The sequence below is a fragment of the Amycolatopsis sp. NPDC000009 genome (assembly GCF_055563465.1).
The window spans coordinates 229,581-247,940 of the sequence record NZ_JBVHDI010000006.1; the positions used below are offsets into that span (position 1 = coordinate 229,581).

The window sequence follows — 18,360 nt, forward strand, 5'->3', positions numbered from 1 at the left end:
TCCCTCTCTTTACTTGACCAGCAAAGGAAAAACGTGCTGCGTGGCGCCGGACGGCCCGCGCAGTGAAACGGTGATCTCCCATTGCCCCGACATCGGCAGCAGGACGTCGCCGGTGCGGAACTTCCCCGGCCCCTCCGCCATCGCGGGCGACGGAGCGAGCGCGTGCCCCATCTGCGGCATCACGGGTTCGAGGGTGACGACGTCCGGTGTGGCGCCGGTGACGGTCAGCGCGAAGACGTTCCCGCCCTGGTGCGGATCTTCGACCGACAGCTGCACCGTGTACGGGCCCTGTGTCGAGCGCTGGACCTGAGCGCCGCGGCTGCTCGGCCACACCAGCCAGGCCACGATCGCCACCGCGAGCACTGCGACCACTGAGATCAGCAGGACGGGCCTGCGTCTGTCCACTGTGGAACTCACTGCGGTGCCCTTTCCGCCGGGACCTCGATCTGCATGGGCACGGTCAGCACCGTGTACTCGCGTTCGGCCTGCAACCAGATCCGGTACTTGCCGGGCGCGGAGAAGGTGTAGGTGAACGGGACGACAGGGCCGTACGCGGCGACGGTCTCGTCCGGTTTCCCCGGCATCCCAGGGGATTGCGGGATCATCGAGTGCACATGGGCCCAGGTCGGCGCGGCAGCGGCATCCGCGCCGACCCGGCTGTCGTCGGTGATCGGGCCGACGACGATGAGGTGGCCGAGCATGCCCAGCCAGGGTTGCAGATCCGCCCGGGAGAATCGCGCGGTGATCGTGGTCGGCGTTCCCGGCTTGACCTCGACGTCGACCGGGTTCCCGTGCACGACTCGTTTTCCCGCTCCGGCGGGAACGGGTTCGGCGGGGGAGTCCGTTCCGGTCGCGACGCTCAGCGTGGTGCGGGCCAGTTGCACGCCGCCGCCTCGACGGGCGAGTTCCGCGGCGACGGCGTAGGTCCCGGCCTCGGGCGGGGTGAACTTCACCCGGTAGTCACCGGGGCCGACCCGCACCGGATGCAGATGCCACAGCCTGCCCGTCGGCGAGATGACGACGAGGTGGATCAAAGCGTTGTCGTGCACCAAAAGGTCGTCGACCGCACGGCCGGTCGCGCCGTCGGTGACGGCGATCCGGGCCTCGGCGAGACCGCCCGATCGCGCGTTGGGCGAATGCACGGCCAGATTCACCGGCGGCCGGGAAAAGTCCACAGTGGACATCTGCGCGTTCGCGTACGGATCCCGGATGTTGTCGATCGTCGGGTCCAGTTCCGCACCGGGGGCAGGCGGTGGCGGAGTGGATGCCGACAGCATCGCGCCGGTGGCCGCGACCGCGAGCGCGGCGACCATCCCGCCGGCGGGGATCAGCGCGAGCTGCGGCCGCCGGACGCGCATCGCGACGACGAGCCCGAGCACCAGGAACACGCCCGCGGCGACGAAACCGCCGAAGGTGGCCTTCTCCCACGGAGGGATGACCCTGGCCGGGACGATGAACGGGATCGACGCGGTGTCCGTCCCGTCGTCGAGGCCGAGTTCCCACGGCCCCGGCTGGTCCACCCGAAGCTGTGCCGCGTGGGCGCCGGGTTTCCCGTCCAGCTGGATCGTGGTTTCGGAAAACGTCGTCCCCGCGGTGGACGCGCGCACTTTCAGCGTGCCCGGCGCGCTTCCGGTGTGCGTGACGACGTCGATGTGCAGCGGCCCGGGCGCGATGTCGATCCGCCGCAGGATGACCGTGAGATCCCGGGTGCCGAGCGTCTGCGCGACTTGGACGTCCGCGCCGCTCGACACGCCGTCCGCCCGGGCAGAGCCGCCCAGCAGCAAGGACGCCAGCGCGCAGAGCACGAGTACGCGGGCGATGACCAACGGCGCCGTGCGCCGCCCCCTCGGTGAATTCCCCATCCCGGCCGAAGTTAACGACGTTGGTCCGGGAAAGCGTCACGGCGCGGGGTGAACCGGGGTCCCCCGTAAAGGGGACCGCGCCCCTTACCGCAGGTGGGGGTTTCAGCTGAGAAGAAACGGTTTCAGGTTTTCCAGCAGGGCGCGAGGACGTTCTTCGGCGAGGAAATGGCCGCATTCTTCGATCGCCGTACCGTCGACGTCGTTCGCGTAGTCCTTCCAGATCTCCAGTGTCGGCAGCGTTCCCAGCAGACCGCTCGCCCCCCAGAGTGCCAGCACGGGGAGTTCGAGCCGGCGACCCGCGTCGAAATCGGCATCGTCCGCTGCCGCGTCGTGCGGGAAGGACGCGCGGTAGTCGTCGAAGCCGGCTCGCAGGGCCCCCGGTGCGGAGAACGCGCGGACGTATTCGTCGACGGCCTCCCGGCTCAGACCCTGCCGCTGATGCGTCCAGCGTTCGAAGAAGTAGCCGAGGTAGGCGGCGATGTCCCGGCCGGCGAGCAGTTCCGGTAGATCCGGCTGGAGGTGGAACAGCCAGTGCCAGTAGGCGCGGCCCATCCCGGTATCGAGGCGTTTCCAGAGTTCCCTGGTGGGGATGATGTCGAGGACGGCGAGCCGGTCGACCTGATCGACCCGGTCGAGCGCCCAGCGGTGGGCGACCCGGCCGCCGCGGTCGTGCCCGACGACGGACACTCGCTCGAAACCCAGGTGCGTGGCGAGGGCGGCGACGTCCGCCGCCATCGTGCGTTTGTCGTAGCCGTCGCGGGGCTTGTCCGATTTGCCGTAGCCGCGCAGGTCGGGGGCGATGACGGTATGCGTTTCGGCCAGTTCGCCGATGATCTCGTGCCAGCAGAAGGACGTCTGCGGCCACCCGTGCAGGAGGAAGAGCGCGGGGCCCTCGCCGGCCCGCAGGTAGTGCAGGCGGATGCCGTTGACCGAAGCGGTCTCGCTTTCTAACCGGTTCATGGGGTTAGACGGTAGACCGAGGTCCTAACCGATGGCAAGGGTTAGAATCGTCGGATGGAGTGGGTCTTCGACGGCGGGCGGCCGTGCCTCGACCTCGTGAACACCGTGCGCGAGCGGCACGAGGACGGCCGGGAGCTGCTCACCGACCCTGCCGCTCTCGCGGAATGGCTGCGGCTCATGGGCTTCGCCGTCACTGGTGCGAGCGCGGGCGAACTGTCGGCCGCGCGGGCACTGCGGGAAGCCGTCGACAAAGTGCTGATGGGTGAGCCGCGGAGTGCGGATGTCCTTCTGGTGAACGAGATGGCGTCCGACGCGCCGTCACCGTGGCTGCGTTACGACGACGGCAAGCCGGTGAAGGAGCTGAGGCCGGTGTCGGTCGTCGCCGCTCTCGGCGCGCTCGCGGCCGACACGATCGACCTCGCGACCGAGGACGTCGCGGTCCGGATCTGTGCCGCCGACGACTGTGGCCTGCGGTTCTGCGACGCCTCGCCGAGGCGGTCGCGCCAGTGGTGCTCGATGGCGCGCTGTGGCAACCGGGCGAAGGCCCGCGCCCACTACGCCCGCACCCGAAAGCGCACTTAGAGGACTAATTGCCGCCGAGTAGGCGATACGCCCGGGGGTGGGCGCGGAACCAGACGTTGAGCCTGCCGATGCGGCGCACGAGCGAAGACCGCAACGTCACCGGCACCAGCCCGCCGAAGAACCGCACCACCCGGCGGAACCGGTCGAACCGGCGCTGGTCCCGATCCGTCCACTGTAGACCGAGGCGATCCCGCAGGGCGGGTGGCAGCGTGGCGCGGATGACGAACATCTGTCCCTGGTGTTGCCATCGCTGAAGCCGTGTCCAGCGTTTGTCGGGCAGCCATCGCCACGGTTTCTTCACCGTGCGGATCGTTTCGAACAACGTCGAGATCGTCTCGTTCGGGCCGAAACCGTCGATCGTCTCCGCGTAGTACCGCTCGAATTCCGGCCACGTCGGCGGCATGTCCTGTTCGCGCAGGCCGAGAAGCCGTCCGACGTCACGCATCTGCGCGTAGTACTCGTCCAATTCGGACGGTGTCATCGGAGTGTCGTAGAACCGTTGCGTGTCAACGGGAACCATGACGAGCGTGGCGTGCACCCAGGCGTAGGCGTGCGGGTTCAGCGCGCTGTACCGGCGGCCGCCGTCGATGCCGGTGAACGACCGGTGCAGTGCGCGCAGCCGGTCCGCCTCGTACCGCGCTCCCTCCGGGCCGCCGTAGATGTAGATGGACAGCGACGCGGCCGTCCGCATCAACCGGGTCCACGGATCTTCGATGTAGTCGGAATGATCCCGCACCCCGGCCGCGACCACCGGATGCGCGACCTGCAGCACCAGCACCTGGCCGGCCAGCAGCCCGGCCCGGAAGTCACCGAAGTACTTCCACGCCGCCGTCCCCTTGACGATCGGCGGACCGTTCACGACGCGCCGCGGACGAGCATCATCAGCGACTGCGCCACCCCGACGCCGTCGTCACCCGTGGCGAGTCTGCGCAACTGGAGTCCGGCGATCAGCGCGACGACGGGACCGGTCAGCCGTTCCGGGGAAGGCACGCCGAGCGTTTTCAGGATCACCAGCGCGAGCTCGTCGTAGGCGGCGAAACACCGGGCGGCCGCGTCCTGTAGCCCGGGGTCGCGCGCGGCTTGCAGGTACAGCTCGTGCGCGCCGAGTTCGTCGGTGCCGAACGGAAGCTGCTCGATGACCTGCTCCACCACCGACGCGGCCTGCTCGACGCTCAAGCCCTGCTCGCGGTACGCGTCGACGAATCCGGTCAGCTTGGTGGTCTCTTCCTCGACGAACAGCAGCATCGCCTCGCGCAGCAGCGCGGTCTGGCTGGGGAAGTGGTAGGTCAGCGTGCCGAGCGACACTCCGGCAGCGGTCGCGATCCGGCGGTTGGTCAGCCCGCCGACGCCCTGTTCCCCGACCACCTTGAGCGCGGCGTGGAGAATGGCTTCGCGGGTGTTCACCAAGCGGTCTCGGGTTTGCGGTCCTGCCACCGTTCGACCTCTTCCAGTTGCGCGGCCAGCGAGATCAGCCGTTCCTCGGCGTGCGAGGGGCCGAGCAGCTGCCCGCCGAGCGGCAGGCCGTCCGGGCTCGGTCCGGCGGGGACGTTGACCCCCGGCCAGCCCAGCACGTTCCACGGCCAAGCGTAGGGGCACGCGGCGATCATGGCCTGATCGGTCTGCCAGCCGGAAAGCGCGTCGAAACTGCCGATCCGCGGTGGTGGCGTGGCCGTGGTCGGCGTGAGGACGACGTCCACCCGGCCGAACACCGACCCGATCTGCCGTTGCAGCAACGGTTCCGCGGCCCTGGCGACGCGCAGCGCCGGTCCGGCCAGCGCAGAACCCTGCCGGGCGTTGGCGCGCGTGCGCGGGTCGAGCCGCGCCAGGTCCGGCACGCGACGGGACCAGTCACGCACGCCGACGAGCGAACGCGGCAGGAAGGTGAGGCCGATCAGCCGGTAGTCGGGTTCGATCTCGACGATCTCGTGGCCGAGTTCGGCGAACCGCTCCGCGAGCCGGACGACGGCCGCGTGTGCCTGCGGATCGAGGCGTGTTTTCGTCGCGGTGAAAGGGATCCTGGTGGACAGCCCGATCCGCATCCGGCCCGGTTCGCGGCGGGCGGCCGCCTGGAACACGGTGCCGGTCCCGGCGGCGACGTCGAGCAGCAGGGCCGCGTCGGCGACGGTGCGCGCGAGCGGGCCGACCACGGTCAGCCCGTGGAAGAGTTCGCGTTCGGTCGGGACACGGCCGCGCTGCGGTTTGATCCCGACCAGATCCGTCCACGCGGCCGGGATCCGGATCGACCCGGCCCCGTCTGAACCCAGCGCGGCGGCGATCACCCCCGACGCGATGGCCGCCGCCGCGCCGCCGGAGGAACCGCCAGGGGTGCGCTCGGTGTCCCACGGATTGCGGGTCGCGCCGAACGCCGGGCCTTCGGTGAACGGCCACTGACCGAGTTCCGGGGTGTTGGTCTTGCCGATGAGTACCGCGCCCGCCCGGCGCAGCGCGGCGACAGGCGGGGAATCCGCCGTCGCGACGGAGAAGTCGCCTTCGCAGCCGAACGCCGTCGGCAGGCCGGTGACGTCGAGGTCGTCCTTGATGGCTGTGGGGACGCCGAGCAGGGGAGCGGTCTCGCCGGCGGCGAGCCTCCGGTCGGCCTCCTCCGCTTCGCGAAGGGCTTCTTCTGCGCGAAGGCACTTGAAGGCGTTGAGAACGGGTTGGCTGGCCTCGGCCTTTTCGAGCGCCAGACGCGTGAGCTCGACCGACGTCGTCGCCCCGGTGGCGAGCAGCGAGGCCTGTTCGGCCAGGCCGGTGAACGCGAGGTCTGCCTTCGAGGTGGTCATGGGATCCCCCTGCACGTCTCGTTCGTTCAAACGAACGATACCACCGGGTAGCGTGACGCGCATGAACCTCGATCGCTTCCCCCGCGTCGACCTCGGCGGCTATCCCACGCCACTGCATCCGGCACCCCGGCTGGGTGAGGCCCTCGGCCTGCCGAATCTGCTGCTCAAACGGGACGACGTGCATCCGCTCGGGGTGGGTGGGAACAAACTGCGCAAACTCGAGTTCCTGCTCGGCGCGGCGATCGCGAACGGCGCCGACACGGTGATCACCTTCGGTGCGCTGCAGACCAACCACGGCCGCCAGACCGCCGCGGCCTGCGCGAAACTCGGACTGCGTTGCGAGCTCGTGCTGACGGCGAAGGTCCCCCGCGAAGGTGACGCGTACGAACGGTCCGGCAACGTGTCCCTCGACCACCTTTTCGGCGCGAACGTGCACGTCTGCCGCGACGGCGAGGAGACCGGCAGGACCTACGAGCGGCTGATCACCGAGGCCGCGGCCGAGGGCCGCGAGGTGGCCACGTTCCCGGTCGGCGGTTCCGACGGCGTCGGGGCGCTCGGGTACGTGGCGGCCGCGCGGGAGCTCGCCGGGCAGCTCGGCGAGCTGGGGATCACCAGGGCACGGCTGGTCGCCCCGCACGCCAGCGGCGGGACGTCCGCCGGGCTCGTCGTCGGGACCGCGGACCTCGACTGGCTGACGCTGGACATCGCCTGCGTCAGCCATCCGGTCGACGAAGCCCTCGACAGCCTGGCCGACCTCACCATCGCGGCGTCCGCGCTGCTCGGCAGCGAGCCGCCGTCACTCGACGGCCTGCGCATCGACGACCGCACGATCGGCCCCGGGTACGGGATCCCGACCGCCGGGACGTGGGACGCGGTACGGCTTTTCGGCCGCACGGAAGGGATCGCGCTCGATCCCGTGTACACCGGCAAAGTGGGCGCCGCGCTGATCGAGTGGGCCGCCGAAGGCCATTTCGCGGCCGACGAGCACGTTGTCTTCCTGCACACGGGCGGTCTGCCCGGCCTTTACGGCTACGCCCCCGAGTTCGCCGACGCGGTGCGCCGCTGACGCGACCTTCAGCATCCCGGCGATCAGGATCACGTGTGCCACCAGCGAAACCCGCTGCATGACGCCGACCGGCGCGATGTCGGTCAGCGTCATGAAGAACGGGATGTCGGACAGGCGCACGAAAACGAAGCTGAGCCCGAAGACGATCAACCCGGCGGCACTGCCCCAGGCCAGGCGGCCGACCAGCTTGGCCGCGGGCGTGCCGCGCAGGTTGTCGCGCAGGGTGAAACCGGCGGCGGGCAGGCTGAGGAACGCGACGAGGCAGGCGTACAGGTGGATCTCGCCGCTGACCGGATCCGGGAATTCGGGGTAGCTCGCCGGGAAGATCGCGGCCGCCGCCAGCCCGAGCGACCACAGCACGAACAGCAGTTTCGTGGTGCGGCTGAGCGGGATCCCGGCCGCGGCCAGCGCGCCGAGCGCGGTGAGCGAGCCGATGGAGAGGGACAGCACGCTGGCGCCGAGCATGCCCGTGCCGCGGTCGACGTAGGCGTAGCTGGACAGCGTGTCGAACACCGGATCGCGTGAGCTGATCAGGTGGAGCACGACCATGGTGAACAGTGCCCAGCCGATGGCCGCGGCCGACGCGATCAGCCAGGGCTTGGTCCGCGATCTCTCCCCAGGGAACGTCATGCGTCCAGCGTGCTCGCGCGGACGCGGATTTCCGATCCGGGAAGCCCCCGGTTTTACCCTGGGGCTACCCCGAAGTCGACCAGTACCAGTAGCTGGTCATCATGCCTTTTCGCGCGGGGCCAGCGCTCGCCGTCCGGGTCCTGTTTCTCCGCCGTGCGCACCGCGTCGAGGACGGCGTCCGGGCCACGCTCCCGGCTGATGGCGAGCACTTCGGGCCAGTCGAACAGGCCGTATTCGTCGACACCGATCGCGACGCCGTCCGTCGCCAGCAAGAGGGCGTCGACCTCCGAACGCGGCCAACTGCGGCGGACGGCTTCGGCGGCCGCCTTCGGTTCCGCCTCGGCGACCCAGAAGCCGCCCGGCGCGTTGCGTTTCGCGCGGACGTCGGCGCCGGTGCGGAGCTGGCCGCTTTCGCGCAGGGAGACCAGCCTGTCGTCAGTGAGCGGATCGGCGCCGGACGGACCGAAGGCGACGATCGGGCTGTCGGCGAGCACCAGTCCGTCGACGGTGTCTTCCGTCCAGCGCGCGATGGCGACCGTGCTCGAGGGCGATCGTCCCGGTTCGAGCCCTTCCCGGCGGGCGACGTCGGCGATCGACTCGGCCAGCAGCACCCCGAGATCCGCTTGGGGTTCCGCGGCCAGCGCCCGCGACAGGCTGTGCACGAGCAGGCTCGCGTACCAGCCGCCGGACGGCAGATCCGGCCGTGGCGCGGTCGCCCCGTCGAGCACCACCACGGCGTTGCCGAGCACGGCGACGTGGTCTTCGGTCGGGCGCGTCGCTCCGTCCGCGCCTACTCCGTCCCTTTCCGCCACTGAGATTTCGGCCATGACCCGACCCTAACTGTCAACCGAGGTTGACGTGGGCGGGATGTCAACGTAGGTTGACGTCATGACCGAAGCGACAGATCTGGCCGCGCGAGCCGGCGACCGCGATCCCCGGGTGGGATTGCGCGCCGTCGCCGCCTTGCGCCGGCTGTTGGAACAACTCGAGGCCGTGCAGGTCCGCAGCGCGCGGGTGCATGGCTGGTCCTGGCAGGAGATCGCGGCCGAGCTGGGGGTCAGCAGGCAAGCGGTGCACAAGAAGTACGGGAGGCATTGATGTTCGAGCGCTTCACCACCGAAGCCCGCGAAGTCGTCGTCGGGGCTCAGCGCGTCGCGTCGGACGAGGTGTCCGGGAACGTCGACCCCCTGCACCTGCTGACGTCCCTCTCCCGGCACACCGGCGTGCTCACCGCGCTGGGCTGCCCGGCGGACGAACTGGCCGACGACCTCCGGCGGGTGCGCCGCCGGGGCGGGATGAGCGACGCCGACGTCGAAGCCCTGAGCGGGTTCGGCATCGACGTCGAGCACATCGTCGAGCGGGTCGAGCAGACCCACGGTCCCGGCGCGCTGACCGGCGGACGGCGCGCCGGACGCGGTCATCGGCCGTTCACGCCCGAGGCGAAGAAGGTGCTCGAGAAGAGCCTTCGCGAAGCCATCGATGTCGGCAGCAAGCGCATCGAAGGCGTGCACCTGTTGCTCGCGCTGACCGCTGTCCCCGGTGTCGCGGCCGACGTGCTCGCGCAGCGGGGCATCGACTACCTCGCCGTCCGGCGGCTGCTGGAGCAGCGGGAGGCCGGCTGAGGGGGGAGGTGTGTCGCGAAAGCCACTTTCGGGACATCAGGCGTCGCGAAAGTGGCTTTCGCGACACCCGCCGACCTCGCCGTCCGGCGATAACGTGTCGCTGGCTGACATCGCGCTTCACGGAACTCGCGTGATCAGAGGCGTAACTCGCGTGCTTGAAAGCCGCACACGCGAGTTACGCCTCTGATCACGGGTGGGCCCGCTCCCGCCAGATGACGTAAGGCAGGAAGGCTTGCGTCAGCGGGCCGATCGCGAGCGCGTAGAGGACCGTGCCGACACCGACGGTGCCGCCGAGCAGCCAGCCGGCGGCCAGGACGGTGATCTCGATGAGCGTCCGGACGAGACGGATCGACTTGCCCGTCCGCGCCGAGAGGCCGGTCATCAGCCCGTCGCGCGGGCCGGGGCCGAGCCGCGCGCCGACGTAGATCGCGGCGCCGAGGCCGTTGAGCACCACGCCGGCGACCAGGTTGACGATCTGCCAGCCGAGCACGTCCTGGTCGGGCAGGAAGATCCGGACGAAGTCGACGGTGAGCGAGATGACCACGATGTTGGCGACGGTGCCGATCCCCGGCCGCTGCCGCAGCGGGATCCACAGCAGGAGCACCAGCACCGACGCGATCGCGGTGACCGTGCCGAACGAGAGGCCGGTGATCTTCATCAGCCCTTCGTGGAGCACGTCCCACGGGTCGAGGCCGAGCCCGGACCTGGTCAGCATGGCCATGCTGGCGCCGTAGAGGACGAGCCCGGCGACGAGCTGGACCGAACGGCGGGTGGTGTCCTGGGAGATGCCGACAGGCCGGAGATCGAGTTTGAGTGCCACGCATCCACCATCAGGGGTAAGTGGCTACCTTGACCATGGCCAATCTGGAACAATTGGTCTTATGGAACCGCTGATCCCGCTGACTGGACGCGTTTCGGGCGCAAAATTGGCCATTTTGCTGGGGAGCTGGCGGCAGAGTGGTTCTCGACACGGTGCCGCGGATCTCGCGGCGGCCGTCGAGCTGCTGGTCCTCGACGGCAGGCTCCCGCTCGGCACGAAGCTCCCGGCCGAACGCGAGCTCGCCGACGCGCTGGAGGTCAGCCGCACACTGATCGGTGCCGCGCTGGACAAGCTGCGGGCCGACGGCCTGGTCGCCAGCCGTCGTGGGGCGGGTTCGTGGATCGCGTCTCCCGGCGGCCGGGGCCGGGAGACGGTCCTGCCGACCGGCGAGGAACTCATCGACCTCGCCAAGGCTTGCCCGCCTGCCGTCGCGGGCCTGATCCCGGCCGTGGACGCCGCTCGTAAGGCGCTGGTCGACCATCTCGGCGAGAACGCCTACCAGGTACGCGGCCTGCGGATCCTGCGTGAGCGGATCGCCCGCCGCTACACCGAACGAGGGCTGCCGACCAACGCCGATCAGGTGATGGTCACCAACGGCGCACATCACGCGTTCGTGCTGGTCCTGCGGATGCTGGCCGGTCCGGGCGACCGGGTGCTGGTCGAGCAGCCGACGTATCCGAACTCGCTGGAGGCCATCGGCGCCGCGCACGCCATCCCGGTGCCCGTGCCGCTCGATCCGGCCACCGGCTGGGACGTCGTCGGGATCGAGGCGGCGCTGCGGCAATCCGCGCCGAAGCTCGCGTATTTCGTCGCGGACTTCCAGAACCCGACCGGCCTGCGCATGGACGCCGACACTCGTCAGCGCCTCGGGGCCGCGCTGAACCGCGCCCGCACCCCGGCGATCGTCGACGAGACACTGGTCGAGCTCGACCACGAAGGCGATCCGGCCGACGGTCCGCCGCCGCTGGGCGCGTACCTGGGTGATCTCGGCATCACGGTCGGCTCGTCGTCCAAATCGCATTGGGCGGGCCTGCGGCTCGGCTGGATCCGCGCCTCCGAAGACGTCATCGGCAGGCTGATCGCGGCCCGGTTCGCCGTCGACCTGGGATCGCCGGTCTTCGAGCAGCTCGTCCTCGCCGAACTGCTCGACGACGGCGGGGCCGCGTTGGCGCACCGCCGTCAGGAGACGCTGGCGCTGCGCGACGCGCTGACCGGGGCGCTGAACTGGTACTGCCCGGAGTGGACGTTCACCGTGCCGCCCGGCGGGCTTTCGGTGTGGTGCCGTCTGCCGGAGCCGATGAGCACGCGGCTGGCCATCGCGGCGGCGGGACACGGCGTGCAGGTGGCGCCGGGCTCGCGGTTCGGTGTCCACGGTGGACTGGAGCGCTGGCTGCGGCTGCCGTACGCGCTTCCGGCCGACCGGCTTTTCGAGGCCGTGCGGCGGCTGGGCGCGGCCGCCGCTTCGTTGGCCGCGACCCCCGCCGCGGCCGCCCCGGCCACCGTCCAGGTCACCTGACTCCCGACCCCCGCATTTCGTCCTCTGAATGCGGTACTTGCACGCGCAACTACCGCATCCAGAGGACGAAATGCGGGGCGGAAAACGGAAATAGCCGGTGCGCCGGCGGGGCGCTCGATGCTCCAGGGAGGGCATCGGCGCCGCGCGACCAGCGCACCGGCTATCCGGCCCGCCCGAGGTCGAGACCTCGGGACGGGCACCGCGGCGGTTACCCGGCACAGCCCCTCGACGTGCCGGGAACCGCCCGCGGTTCAGGCGGGCTTCGAGCTTGATCGGCTCCTGCTCGGCGCGGTGAGCAGAAGCCCCCGAAGTCCACCCGGTGCTGGTCCCGGCGCCGCAGGGGCAGCGCGGCGCCGGGGCCGGGATCCGAACCGGCCGGGCGCGGTCGGCCGTTCGGAAAGACAAGGGGATGCCTGAACGAAGGGGCAGGCGAAAGCGGCTTGTGCCGGAGGGATCAGCAGACGTCGAAACCCGAAGTTGATCTTGGTTTGGACGTGGTTCTCCCCGGCGACCCGGTCAGGTCAGTCGGGGGAGGTGGCGGGAAGCGCGGCTTCCCTGCCGGTGCGTTCGCCTTCGTGGTCGCAGCCGGTTCCGAGGAGTTTCAGCTGCGTGGCGGGCATTCCGGCGTCGAGCACGGCGAGCGGCCCGCGGCCGCCGCCGGTGTTGTCGTGACCCGGCTGGGCGCTCGTCGTGGGCGCGATCGGCGCCACCGGGGTGTTCGGCAGGCCACCGCCGCCGCCCGAGCCGCCGCCGTGCGGGGACGCGTGCGTGCCGGATACGGCGGGCGCGGCCGGAGCGGGCTGGGCGTCGGCCTTGACCCGGACGGGCAGCGTGACGCGGTGGTTCTGGCTCGCCGCCGCCGGAGCGGGGCTCTCGGCGGGGACGACCGGACGCGGTGCGGGCGCCGCGGGCGCGTTCTCCGTGACGGCCTTGGCCGGGACGGCGATGGTGACCGAGCCGCTCGCCGATTCGCCGGAGCCGCCGCCGAAGACGGGGTCGAGCATGTCGCCGGTGCCCGGCAGGAGCACCGGGGCGCCGGTGCCACAGCAAGGACCCGGCGTGATGATCGGCGCGACGACCTGGTCGCCGATTCCGCCGACGGTCTGGACGACGCCGCCGACCGTGCTCGTGACGACATTCAGCACGCCGCCGATGAGGCCGCCCAGCAAGCCATTGGACGCCTGGGGCTTCGCGGACTTCTTCGTGGCCGGCTCCGGAGAAGAACCCGCCTCTTCCTCCACAGTGGCCTCAGGCTCCTCGTGCACAACGGGAGCGGGCTCTTCTTGAGCGGATTCGGTGGGCTCAGCGGGTTTCGCGGTGGAGTCCGAAGTGGACTCCTCGGGGGGAGCCGTTTTCCCGGATCCGGATTCGTCCGCGGGCTGGACGACGGAGGTCTCCGGCGTCGCGGGTGGCTCTTCGTCGGCCGAAGCCGTCGTGCTCAGCACGGCGCCGAGGATCCAGCCGGTGAGCGCGAGTCCGCTCGCGAAAAGGATTCGCTTCGGGACGGTGAGGCCGCCACGGCGCACGACTGCCGTACCACTCACAGCAATCACCACCGTCCGCGCCTGAAACCCACGTTTCCCGCGTGAGTTCGATCTTGCTTGGGGTCTCTTCCGGCCAGGTCGCAGTTCCCCCGGGGCTGCACCAGTTTTAGCACCGGAGGGGAGTGTTTCACTTCAGCCGCCGCCGATCCAGCCCGTTAGGCGGAACGACGCAACCGGCTCCGGTGCCTGGAGTACCGGAGTTGATCACTCTCGGTGTGTGCCCAGCGGCCATCCGGGGAGGAGTGGAACTACTCAAATCGTCGGTGACCTGACCTTTTCGGGATCCCTGCTGCGGTGCGTGCCGTCGAAGTCGCGTTCGGTGATCGGCGCGGCGGACGCGAGCCGCCGGGAGGGAAGGTTCCGGGATGTGGGACGTGAACGCGCTGTCGGCGGCGGTACTCAGGACGCTGAAGGCGTATCGGCTGAGCGAAGCCGACGCCAAGGACGTCTGTCAGGACGCGTGGCTGGAACTGCTTCGCGCGCCCGGCGCACTACGCGACGAAGCGAAGCTCGGCGCTTGGCTGACGACCACCGCGCGGCGCCGCGCGCTCCGGATGATCACCAGGAACAGGCGCGAAACGCCGCGTCCGCTGCCCGATACGGAGCCGACCCCGGAGGCCGAGGTCGTCCGCGCCGAACGCGACCGCGCGCTCTGGGCGGCGGTCGATCGCCTGCCGGACGCGCATCGGCGGATGCTGCGGCTCCTCGCGTACCGGCCGGAGCTGTCCTACGCCCAGCTCGCGGGTGAGCTGGGCATCAGCCCGGCCAGCGTGGGCAGGTTGCGAAGACGGTGTCTGGATCGGCTCAGACGGACGCTCGAAAGGGGCGGCTGGGCGTGAACAGGGCCGTGAACATCGGACGAGTCACCGCAGTTTGCGCAATCGGGTGACCGCTTCGTCGATGACCTCGTTGCGTTTGCAGAACGCGAAACGCAGGAGGTGTTTCCACTCTTCCGGGTGATCGGTGAACACCTTAACGGGCACGGCCGCCACCCCCACCCGTTCGGGGAGCTCCCAGGCCAGTTCCGCGGCGTCGTCGAAGCCGAGCGGGCGGACGTCGACGCAGACGAAGTACGTCCCGGCGGTCGGCCGGACCGCGAACCCGGCCTCCGCGAGACCCGCCGCGAGCCGGTCCCGTTTGCCCTGAAGGCTCGTGCGCAGGTCCTCCACCCACGGCAGCTCGTGGTCCAGCGCGTGGGCGACAGCGGGCTGGAACGGGCCACCCGAGACGAAGGTGATGAACTGCTTCGCCGCCTTCACCGCCGCGACCAGTTCGGGGCTCGCGCAGACCCAGCCGATCTTCCAGCCGGTGCAGTTGAACGTCTTGCCCGCGCTGGAGATCGAGACGGTCCGCTCGCGCATACCGGGGAAGCTCGCCAGCGGCAGATGCTCGGCGTCGTCGAAGACCAGGTGTTCGTACACCTCGTCGGCGATCGCGATCAGGTCGTGCTCCACGCAGAGCGCCGCGAGGGCTTCCAGTTCGGCGCGTGTGAACACCGTGCCCGTCGGGTTGTGCGGCGAGTTGATCAGGATCGCCCTGGTCCGGCCGGTCACCGCGGCCCGCAGGCCCTCGATGTCCAGCGCGAACCGGCCGTCGCGTTCCACCAGGCCGACCACACGCCGCTCCGCGCCGGCCATGGCGACCGCGGCCGCGTACGAGTCGTAGTACGGCTCGACGACGATCACCTCGTCGCCCGCCTGGGTCAGCGCGATCAGGGACGCCGCGATGGCCTCGGTGGCACCGGCGGTGACCAGGATCTCCGTGTCGGGGTCGTACGCGGTGCCGTACCGCAGCCGGTGCCGCGCGATCGCCGCGCGCAGCTCGGGCCGCCCCGGACCCGGCGGATACTGGTTCGCACCCCCGAACAGCGCGTTCTTGGCGGCTTCGAGCATTCCGGCAGGCCCGTCGGTGTCGGGAAAACCCTGGCCGAGGTTGACCGCTTCGTGGCGGACGGCCAGTGCCGTCATCTCCGCGAAGATGGTCGACGTGAAGGGCTGGAGGCGGGGTACGAGGACAGGTTCGCGCACGATCAGCCATCCTCACGGACAATGGCGGTGTGGAGCAACTGACGCCCGCCAAGGTGACCCCAGCCGATCCGCCCGGTGGAACCGCCGCCGAAGAGGAGAAGCGCCGCGGCCTGCGCAAGATGAAGATGGTCGCGCTGTCGTTCCTGCTCGGCGCGACGGTGATCTTCCTGCTGACCAGCTGGGCCGAAGCCGCCGGCTGGCCGGCCTGGGTCGGCTACGTCCGCGCCGCCGCCGAAGCCGGGATGGTCGGCGCGCTCGCCGACTGGTTCGCGGTGACGGCGCTGTTCCGGCATCCGCTGCGGATCAAGATCCCGCACACCGCGATCATCCCGAACAAGAAGGACGCGCTGGGCAGCAGCCTCGGTGACTTCGTCGGCTCGAACTTCCTTTCCGAGAGCGTGATCCGCGAGAAACTGAGCCGGGTCGAGGTCTCGAAGCGGCTCGGCGGCTGGCTCGCGCAGCCCGCCAACGCCGAGCGGGTGACGTCGGAACTGGCCACCGTCGTACGGGCCGCGGTCAAGGTGCTCCGCGACGAAGACGTCCAGGCGATCATGGAACAGGCCGTCGTCAAGCGGATCGTGGACAAGCCGTGGGGTCCGCCGCTCGGCAAGATCCTCGAAGGCGTGTTCGCCGACGGCGCGCACCACAAGCTGGTGGACCTGATGTGCGACCGCGCCTACGAATGGGTGCGGGACAACCACACGACGATGCTGCGCGTGGTCTCGGACCGGGCGCCGAGCTGGTCGCCGAAATTCGTCGACGAGATGCTCGCGGACAAGGTCTACGGCGAGGTGCTGTCGTTCGTCTGGGCGGTGAAGACCGACGTCAATCACCCCATGCGGCTGGCGCTGGACAAGTTCCTCGGCGAGTTCGCCCAGGACCTCCAGACCGACCCCGAGGTGATGGCGCGCGCCGAGCAGGTCAAATCCCAGATGCTGGGGCACGACGAGGTGCAGAAGCTGATCGGCTCGGCGTGGGCGACGGCGAAGGAGATGCTGCTCAACGCCGCCGAGGACCCGTCGAGCGAGTTGCGGCGCCGCGTGCGCACCGGCCTCGAGGCTCTCGGGGAACGCCTGGTCTCCGACGACCACATCCGGTCCAAAGTGGACACCTGGGTGGAGGGCGCGGCGGCCTACGTGGTCACGCACTACTCCAAGGAGATCACCACGATCATCACCGAGACCGTGGAGCGCTGGGACGCCGAGGAGACCTCGCGCAAGATCGAGCTCCAGGTCGGCCGGGATCTCCAGTTCATCCGGATCAACGGCACGGTGGTCGGCGCGCTCGCCGGGCTGGTCATCTACACGGTCGCGCAGCTGCTCTTCTGATGTCTTTCGAGCGGTCGCGCCCTATACCACACTCCGGAGGTCCCGCCGGGAGTTGTCCACAGGAAGTGGAGTCATCCCCAGGGTTATCCACAGCTTTTCACGTTTTTGGCCTAACGGTGTGCACAACCCCTGGGGGTAACTCGGGGGTGGGTGACACCAGAAGTTGTGGTCGTTCGGGTGCCTCGGGTTCTCCGGGTGGGGCGGCGCCGGGGGTTGCGAAAGCCACTTTCGCAACGTTGAAGGTTGCGAAAGTGGCTTTCGCAACGTCGCCGTGGGCTCAGGTCGAGATGTCCGCCGTCCGTGCCCGCCAGGCCCGGGCCTTCTCCCGGTTCCCGCAGGCCCGCATCGAGCACCACGTCCTCGACCGGTTCCGCGATTCGTCGTAGAACGCCCACAGGCAGTCGTCCGCCGGGCAGATCTTGAGCCGGATCCATTCGCCGAGCACGGTCAGCCGCGTCGAAGCCGCCATCACCGCCTCGCAGACCGTTTCCGAGACCAGCAGCGGGCCTTCCGGGCCGAGGACGATCTCCGCCGGCGCGCGCAGGCCGGGCCGCCGCAGCCGAGGGTCGCCGATCGCGGCGCGCAGCGCGTCCCGGGTTTCGCGCGCGGCCGCGGGGGTATCCGCGCGAAGCCGATGATCCCGGGCCCAGTGCTGCCAGGACTCCAGATCGTCCAGGAGGTCGGTGCCGCGTTCGACGTTCACCGTGTTCAGAAACTCGACCACCAGGGACGCGTCGGTGTTCACCTCGCCCAGTGTACGGGCGAGACCGGTTGTCATCGGCTCCGATAACCCCCATACTGCTGTCACTGGTTACTCGATCATTCTGGAGGCTGAACCATGGGTGCGGTACCGACCTTCGGCGCGGTGGCCCTCGACTGCCCGGACCCGGTCGCGCTGGCGGAGTTCTACCGCGAGCTGCTCGACTGGAAGGCGGCCGAAGTCGCCGAAGACGGCCATTGGGTGACCCTGCGGAACCCGGAGGGCGGCGCGCGGTTCTCGTTCCAGCGCGTGCTGGACCACCGGCCGCCCGCGTGGCCGTCCGCCGAGAACCCGCAGCAGGCCCACGTCGACCTCGACGTCACCGACCTGGAGGCCGCCCACGAACGCGCGCTGACCATCGGCGCGAAGCTGCTCGACGACTCGCCGGAGACCTTCCGGGTGTACGCGGATCCGGCCGGGCACCCGTTTTGTCTGTGCGCCTGCTGACCTCGGACGGGAAAAATGCGTAATCTCTGATACGTGATTTGTCCGAAGTGCCAGAACGTCATGAAGACCGTCGACAAGAACGGCATCCACATCGACCAGTGCCAGGGGTGCCGCGGCATCTTCCTGGACCGGGGTGAGCTGGAAGCCATCGCCGGTGCCGAGAACTCGTACTACGGCGGTGGGCATCAGCCGCCCCCGCCGTACCAGGGAGGTGGACACGCGCCGGCTCCGCACTACGGACGACCGGACTCCCCGCGGCCGCATCGCGGCGGCTACGCGGATTCGCCGAAGGGGTACCGCGGCGGTTACGCGGATTCGCCGAAGGGGTACCGCGGCGGGTACGCGGACTCTCCGCGCGGATACGGGCACAAGCGTCGTAAGGGCGGCTTCCTCGAGGGCCTCTTCGACTGACC

At 70.0% G+C, this 18,360-nt stretch carries 20 protein-coding genes and 1 pseudogene; 9 read left to right on the forward strand and 12 right to left on the reverse strand.

What is annotated here, in order from left to right; translation table 11 throughout:
* Positions 1-9: 9 nt before the first annotated feature.
* The 3 genes from ACZ3HL_RS19095 to ACZ3HL_RS19105 form a co-directional block, all read right to left on the reverse strand.
* On the reverse strand, positions 10-417 hold the full coding sequence (locus ACZ3HL_RS19095; RefSeq protein ID WP_465415769.1) for a FixH family protein: 408 nt from the start codon (positions 415-417) through the stop codon (positions 10-12).
* Positions 414-1,862: a hypothetical protein gene (locus tag ACZ3HL_RS19100; RefSeq protein ID WP_465532564.1), complete on the reverse strand. Its 1,449-nt coding sequence runs from the start codon at positions 1,860-1,862 to the stop codon at positions 414-416. Before ACZ3HL_RS19100 ends, ACZ3HL_RS19095 begins: the two co-directional genes overlap by 4 nt.
* A 102-nt stretch (positions 1,863-1,964) precedes the next feature.
* Positions 1,965-2,822: an alpha/beta fold hydrolase gene (locus ACZ3HL_RS19105; protein WP_465532566.1), complete on the reverse strand. Its 858-nt coding sequence runs from the start codon at positions 2,820-2,822 to the stop codon at positions 1,965-1,967.
* A gap of 54 nt (positions 2,823-2,876) precedes the next feature.
* Here ACZ3HL_RS19105 and ACZ3HL_RS19110 point away from each other — a divergent pair, with 54 nt between their 5' ends.
* Complete coding sequence (locus ACZ3HL_RS19110; RefSeq protein ID WP_465532568.1) at positions 2,877-3,404, forward strand: CGNR zinc finger domain-containing protein; 528 nt, start codon at positions 2,877-2,879, stop codon at positions 3,402-3,404.
* Positions 3,405-3,408: 4 nt separating this feature from the next.
* Here the strand turns inward: ACZ3HL_RS19110 and ACZ3HL_RS19115 are convergent, their stop codons facing one another.
* Genes ACZ3HL_RS19115 through ACZ3HL_RS19125 form a run of 3 tightly spaced genes read right to left on the reverse strand, consistent with a single transcriptional unit; the run spans position 3,409 to position 6,187 of the window.
* A complete protein-coding gene (locus tag ACZ3HL_RS19115; protein ID WP_465532570.1) occupies positions 3,409-4,263 on the reverse strand; it encodes an oxygenase MpaB family protein in 855 nt (284 codons plus the stop codon).
* Positions 4,260-4,808 (reverse strand): TetR/AcrR family transcriptional regulator, encoded by a 549-nt coding sequence (locus tag ACZ3HL_RS19120; RefSeq protein WP_465532787.1) that lies wholly within the window; start codon positions 4,806-4,808, stop codon positions 4,260-4,262. Before ACZ3HL_RS19120 ends, ACZ3HL_RS19115 begins: the two co-directional genes overlap by 4 nt.
* Entirely contained in the window at positions 4,805-6,187 is a 1,383-nt protein-coding gene (locus tag ACZ3HL_RS19125; RefSeq protein ID WP_465532572.1) for an amidase, read from the reverse strand. The genes ACZ3HL_RS19120 and ACZ3HL_RS19125 overlap by 4 nt, the downstream gene beginning before the upstream one ends.
* A gap of 61 nt (positions 6,188-6,248) precedes the next feature.
* Between ACZ3HL_RS19125 and ACZ3HL_RS19130 the strand changes: the two genes are divergently transcribed.
* Positions 6,249-7,253, forward strand: coding sequence for a D-cysteine desulfhydrase family protein (locus ACZ3HL_RS19130; protein WP_465532574.1), 1,005 nt, complete (start codon positions 6,249-6,251; stop codon positions 7,251-7,253).
* A 78-nt stretch (positions 7,254-7,331) separates the two neighbouring features.
* Here ACZ3HL_RS19130 and ACZ3HL_RS19135 read toward each other — a convergent pair.
* A pseudogene (locus ACZ3HL_RS19135) lies at positions 7,332-7,883 on the reverse strand (DUF998 domain-containing protein); the annotation flags it as partial.
* A gap of 53 nt (positions 7,884-7,936) precedes the next feature.
* Positions 7,937-8,710, reverse strand: a complete 774-nt coding sequence (locus ACZ3HL_RS19140; protein WP_465415753.1) for a hypothetical protein — start codon at positions 8,708-8,710, stop codon at positions 7,937-7,939.
* Between the two features lie 61 nt (positions 8,711-8,771).
* Here ACZ3HL_RS19140 and ACZ3HL_RS19145 point away from each other — a divergent pair, with 61 nt between their 5' ends.
* Complete coding sequence (locus ACZ3HL_RS19145) at positions 8,772-8,981, forward strand: sigma factor-like helix-turn-helix DNA-binding protein (protein ID WP_004559389.1); 210 nt, start codon at positions 8,772-8,774, stop codon at positions 8,979-8,981.
* The gene (locus ACZ3HL_RS19150) at positions 8,981-9,505 is read left to right on the forward strand and encodes a Clp protease N-terminal domain-containing protein (protein ID WP_465532576.1); all 525 of its coding nucleotides are present in this window, start codon (positions 8,981-8,983) and stop codon (positions 9,503-9,505) included. The genes ACZ3HL_RS19145 and ACZ3HL_RS19150 overlap by 1 nt, the downstream gene beginning before the upstream one ends.
* 187 nt (positions 9,506-9,692) lie before the next feature.
* Here the strand turns inward: ACZ3HL_RS19150 and yczE are convergent, their stop codons facing one another.
* Positions 9,693-10,325 carry a membrane protein YczE gene (gene yczE, locus ACZ3HL_RS19155; RefSeq protein WP_465532578.1) on the reverse strand — a complete coding sequence of 211 codons (633 nt, stop codon included), beginning with the start codon at positions 10,323-10,325 and terminating at the stop codon, positions 9,693-9,695.
* 61 nt (positions 10,326-10,386) lie between these two features.
* On the opposite strand from yczE, the gene yczR reads away from it, so the two are divergent.
* Positions 10,387-11,841 carry a MocR-like transcription factor YczR gene (yczR, locus tag ACZ3HL_RS19160; protein WP_465532580.1) on the forward strand — a complete coding sequence of 485 codons (1,455 nt, stop codon included), beginning with the start codon at positions 10,387-10,389 and terminating at the stop codon, positions 11,839-11,841.
* A gap of 521 nt (positions 11,842-12,362) precedes the next feature.
* Here yczR and ACZ3HL_RS19165 read toward each other — a convergent pair.
* Positions 12,363-13,385, reverse strand: coding sequence for a hypothetical protein (locus ACZ3HL_RS19165; RefSeq protein WP_465532582.1), 1,023 nt, complete (start codon positions 13,383-13,385; stop codon positions 12,363-12,365).
* Positions 13,386-13,750: 365 nt separating this feature from the next.
* On the opposite strand from ACZ3HL_RS19165, the gene ACZ3HL_RS19170 reads away from it, so the two are divergent.
* Positions 13,751-14,224 carry an RNA polymerase sigma factor gene (locus ACZ3HL_RS19170; protein ID WP_465532584.1) on the forward strand — a complete coding sequence of 158 codons (474 nt, stop codon included), beginning with the start codon at positions 13,751-13,753 and terminating at the stop codon, positions 14,222-14,224.
* Positions 14,225-14,248: 24 nt separating this feature from the next.
* Here the strand turns inward: ACZ3HL_RS19170 and ACZ3HL_RS19175 are convergent, their stop codons facing one another.
* Positions 14,249-15,412, reverse strand: a complete 1,164-nt coding sequence (locus ACZ3HL_RS19175; protein ID WP_465532586.1) for a pyridoxal phosphate-dependent aminotransferase — start codon at positions 15,410-15,412, stop codon at positions 14,249-14,251.
* A gap of 29 nt (positions 15,413-15,441) precedes the next feature.
* On the opposite strand from ACZ3HL_RS19175, the gene ACZ3HL_RS19180 reads away from it, so the two are divergent.
* Positions 15,442-16,740, forward strand: a complete 1,299-nt coding sequence (locus ACZ3HL_RS19180) for a DUF445 domain-containing protein (RefSeq protein ID WP_465415739.1) — start codon at positions 15,442-15,444, stop codon at positions 16,738-16,740.
* 277 nt (positions 16,741-17,017) lie between these two features.
* On the opposite strand, the gene ACZ3HL_RS19185 is transcribed toward ACZ3HL_RS19180, so the two are convergent.
* The gene (locus ACZ3HL_RS19185) at positions 17,018-17,485 is read right to left on the reverse strand and encodes a CGNR zinc finger domain-containing protein (RefSeq protein ID WP_465415737.1); all 468 of its coding nucleotides are present in this window, start codon (positions 17,483-17,485) and stop codon (positions 17,018-17,020) included.
* Between the two features lie 93 nt (positions 17,486-17,578).
* Between ACZ3HL_RS19185 and ACZ3HL_RS19190 the strand changes: the two genes are divergently transcribed.
* Together ACZ3HL_RS19190 and ACZ3HL_RS19195 are read left to right on the forward strand one after the other, a co-directional pair.
* Positions 17,579-17,947, forward strand: coding sequence for a VOC family protein (locus tag ACZ3HL_RS19190; protein WP_465532588.1), 369 nt, complete (start codon positions 17,579-17,581; stop codon positions 17,945-17,947).
* Positions 17,948-17,980: 33 nt separating this feature from the next.
* Positions 17,981-18,358 (forward strand): TFIIB-type zinc ribbon-containing protein, encoded by a 378-nt coding sequence (locus tag ACZ3HL_RS19195; RefSeq protein WP_465415733.1) that lies wholly within the window; start codon positions 17,981-17,983, stop codon positions 18,356-18,358.
* The last annotated feature ends 2 nt before the right edge of the window (positions 18,359-18,360 follow it).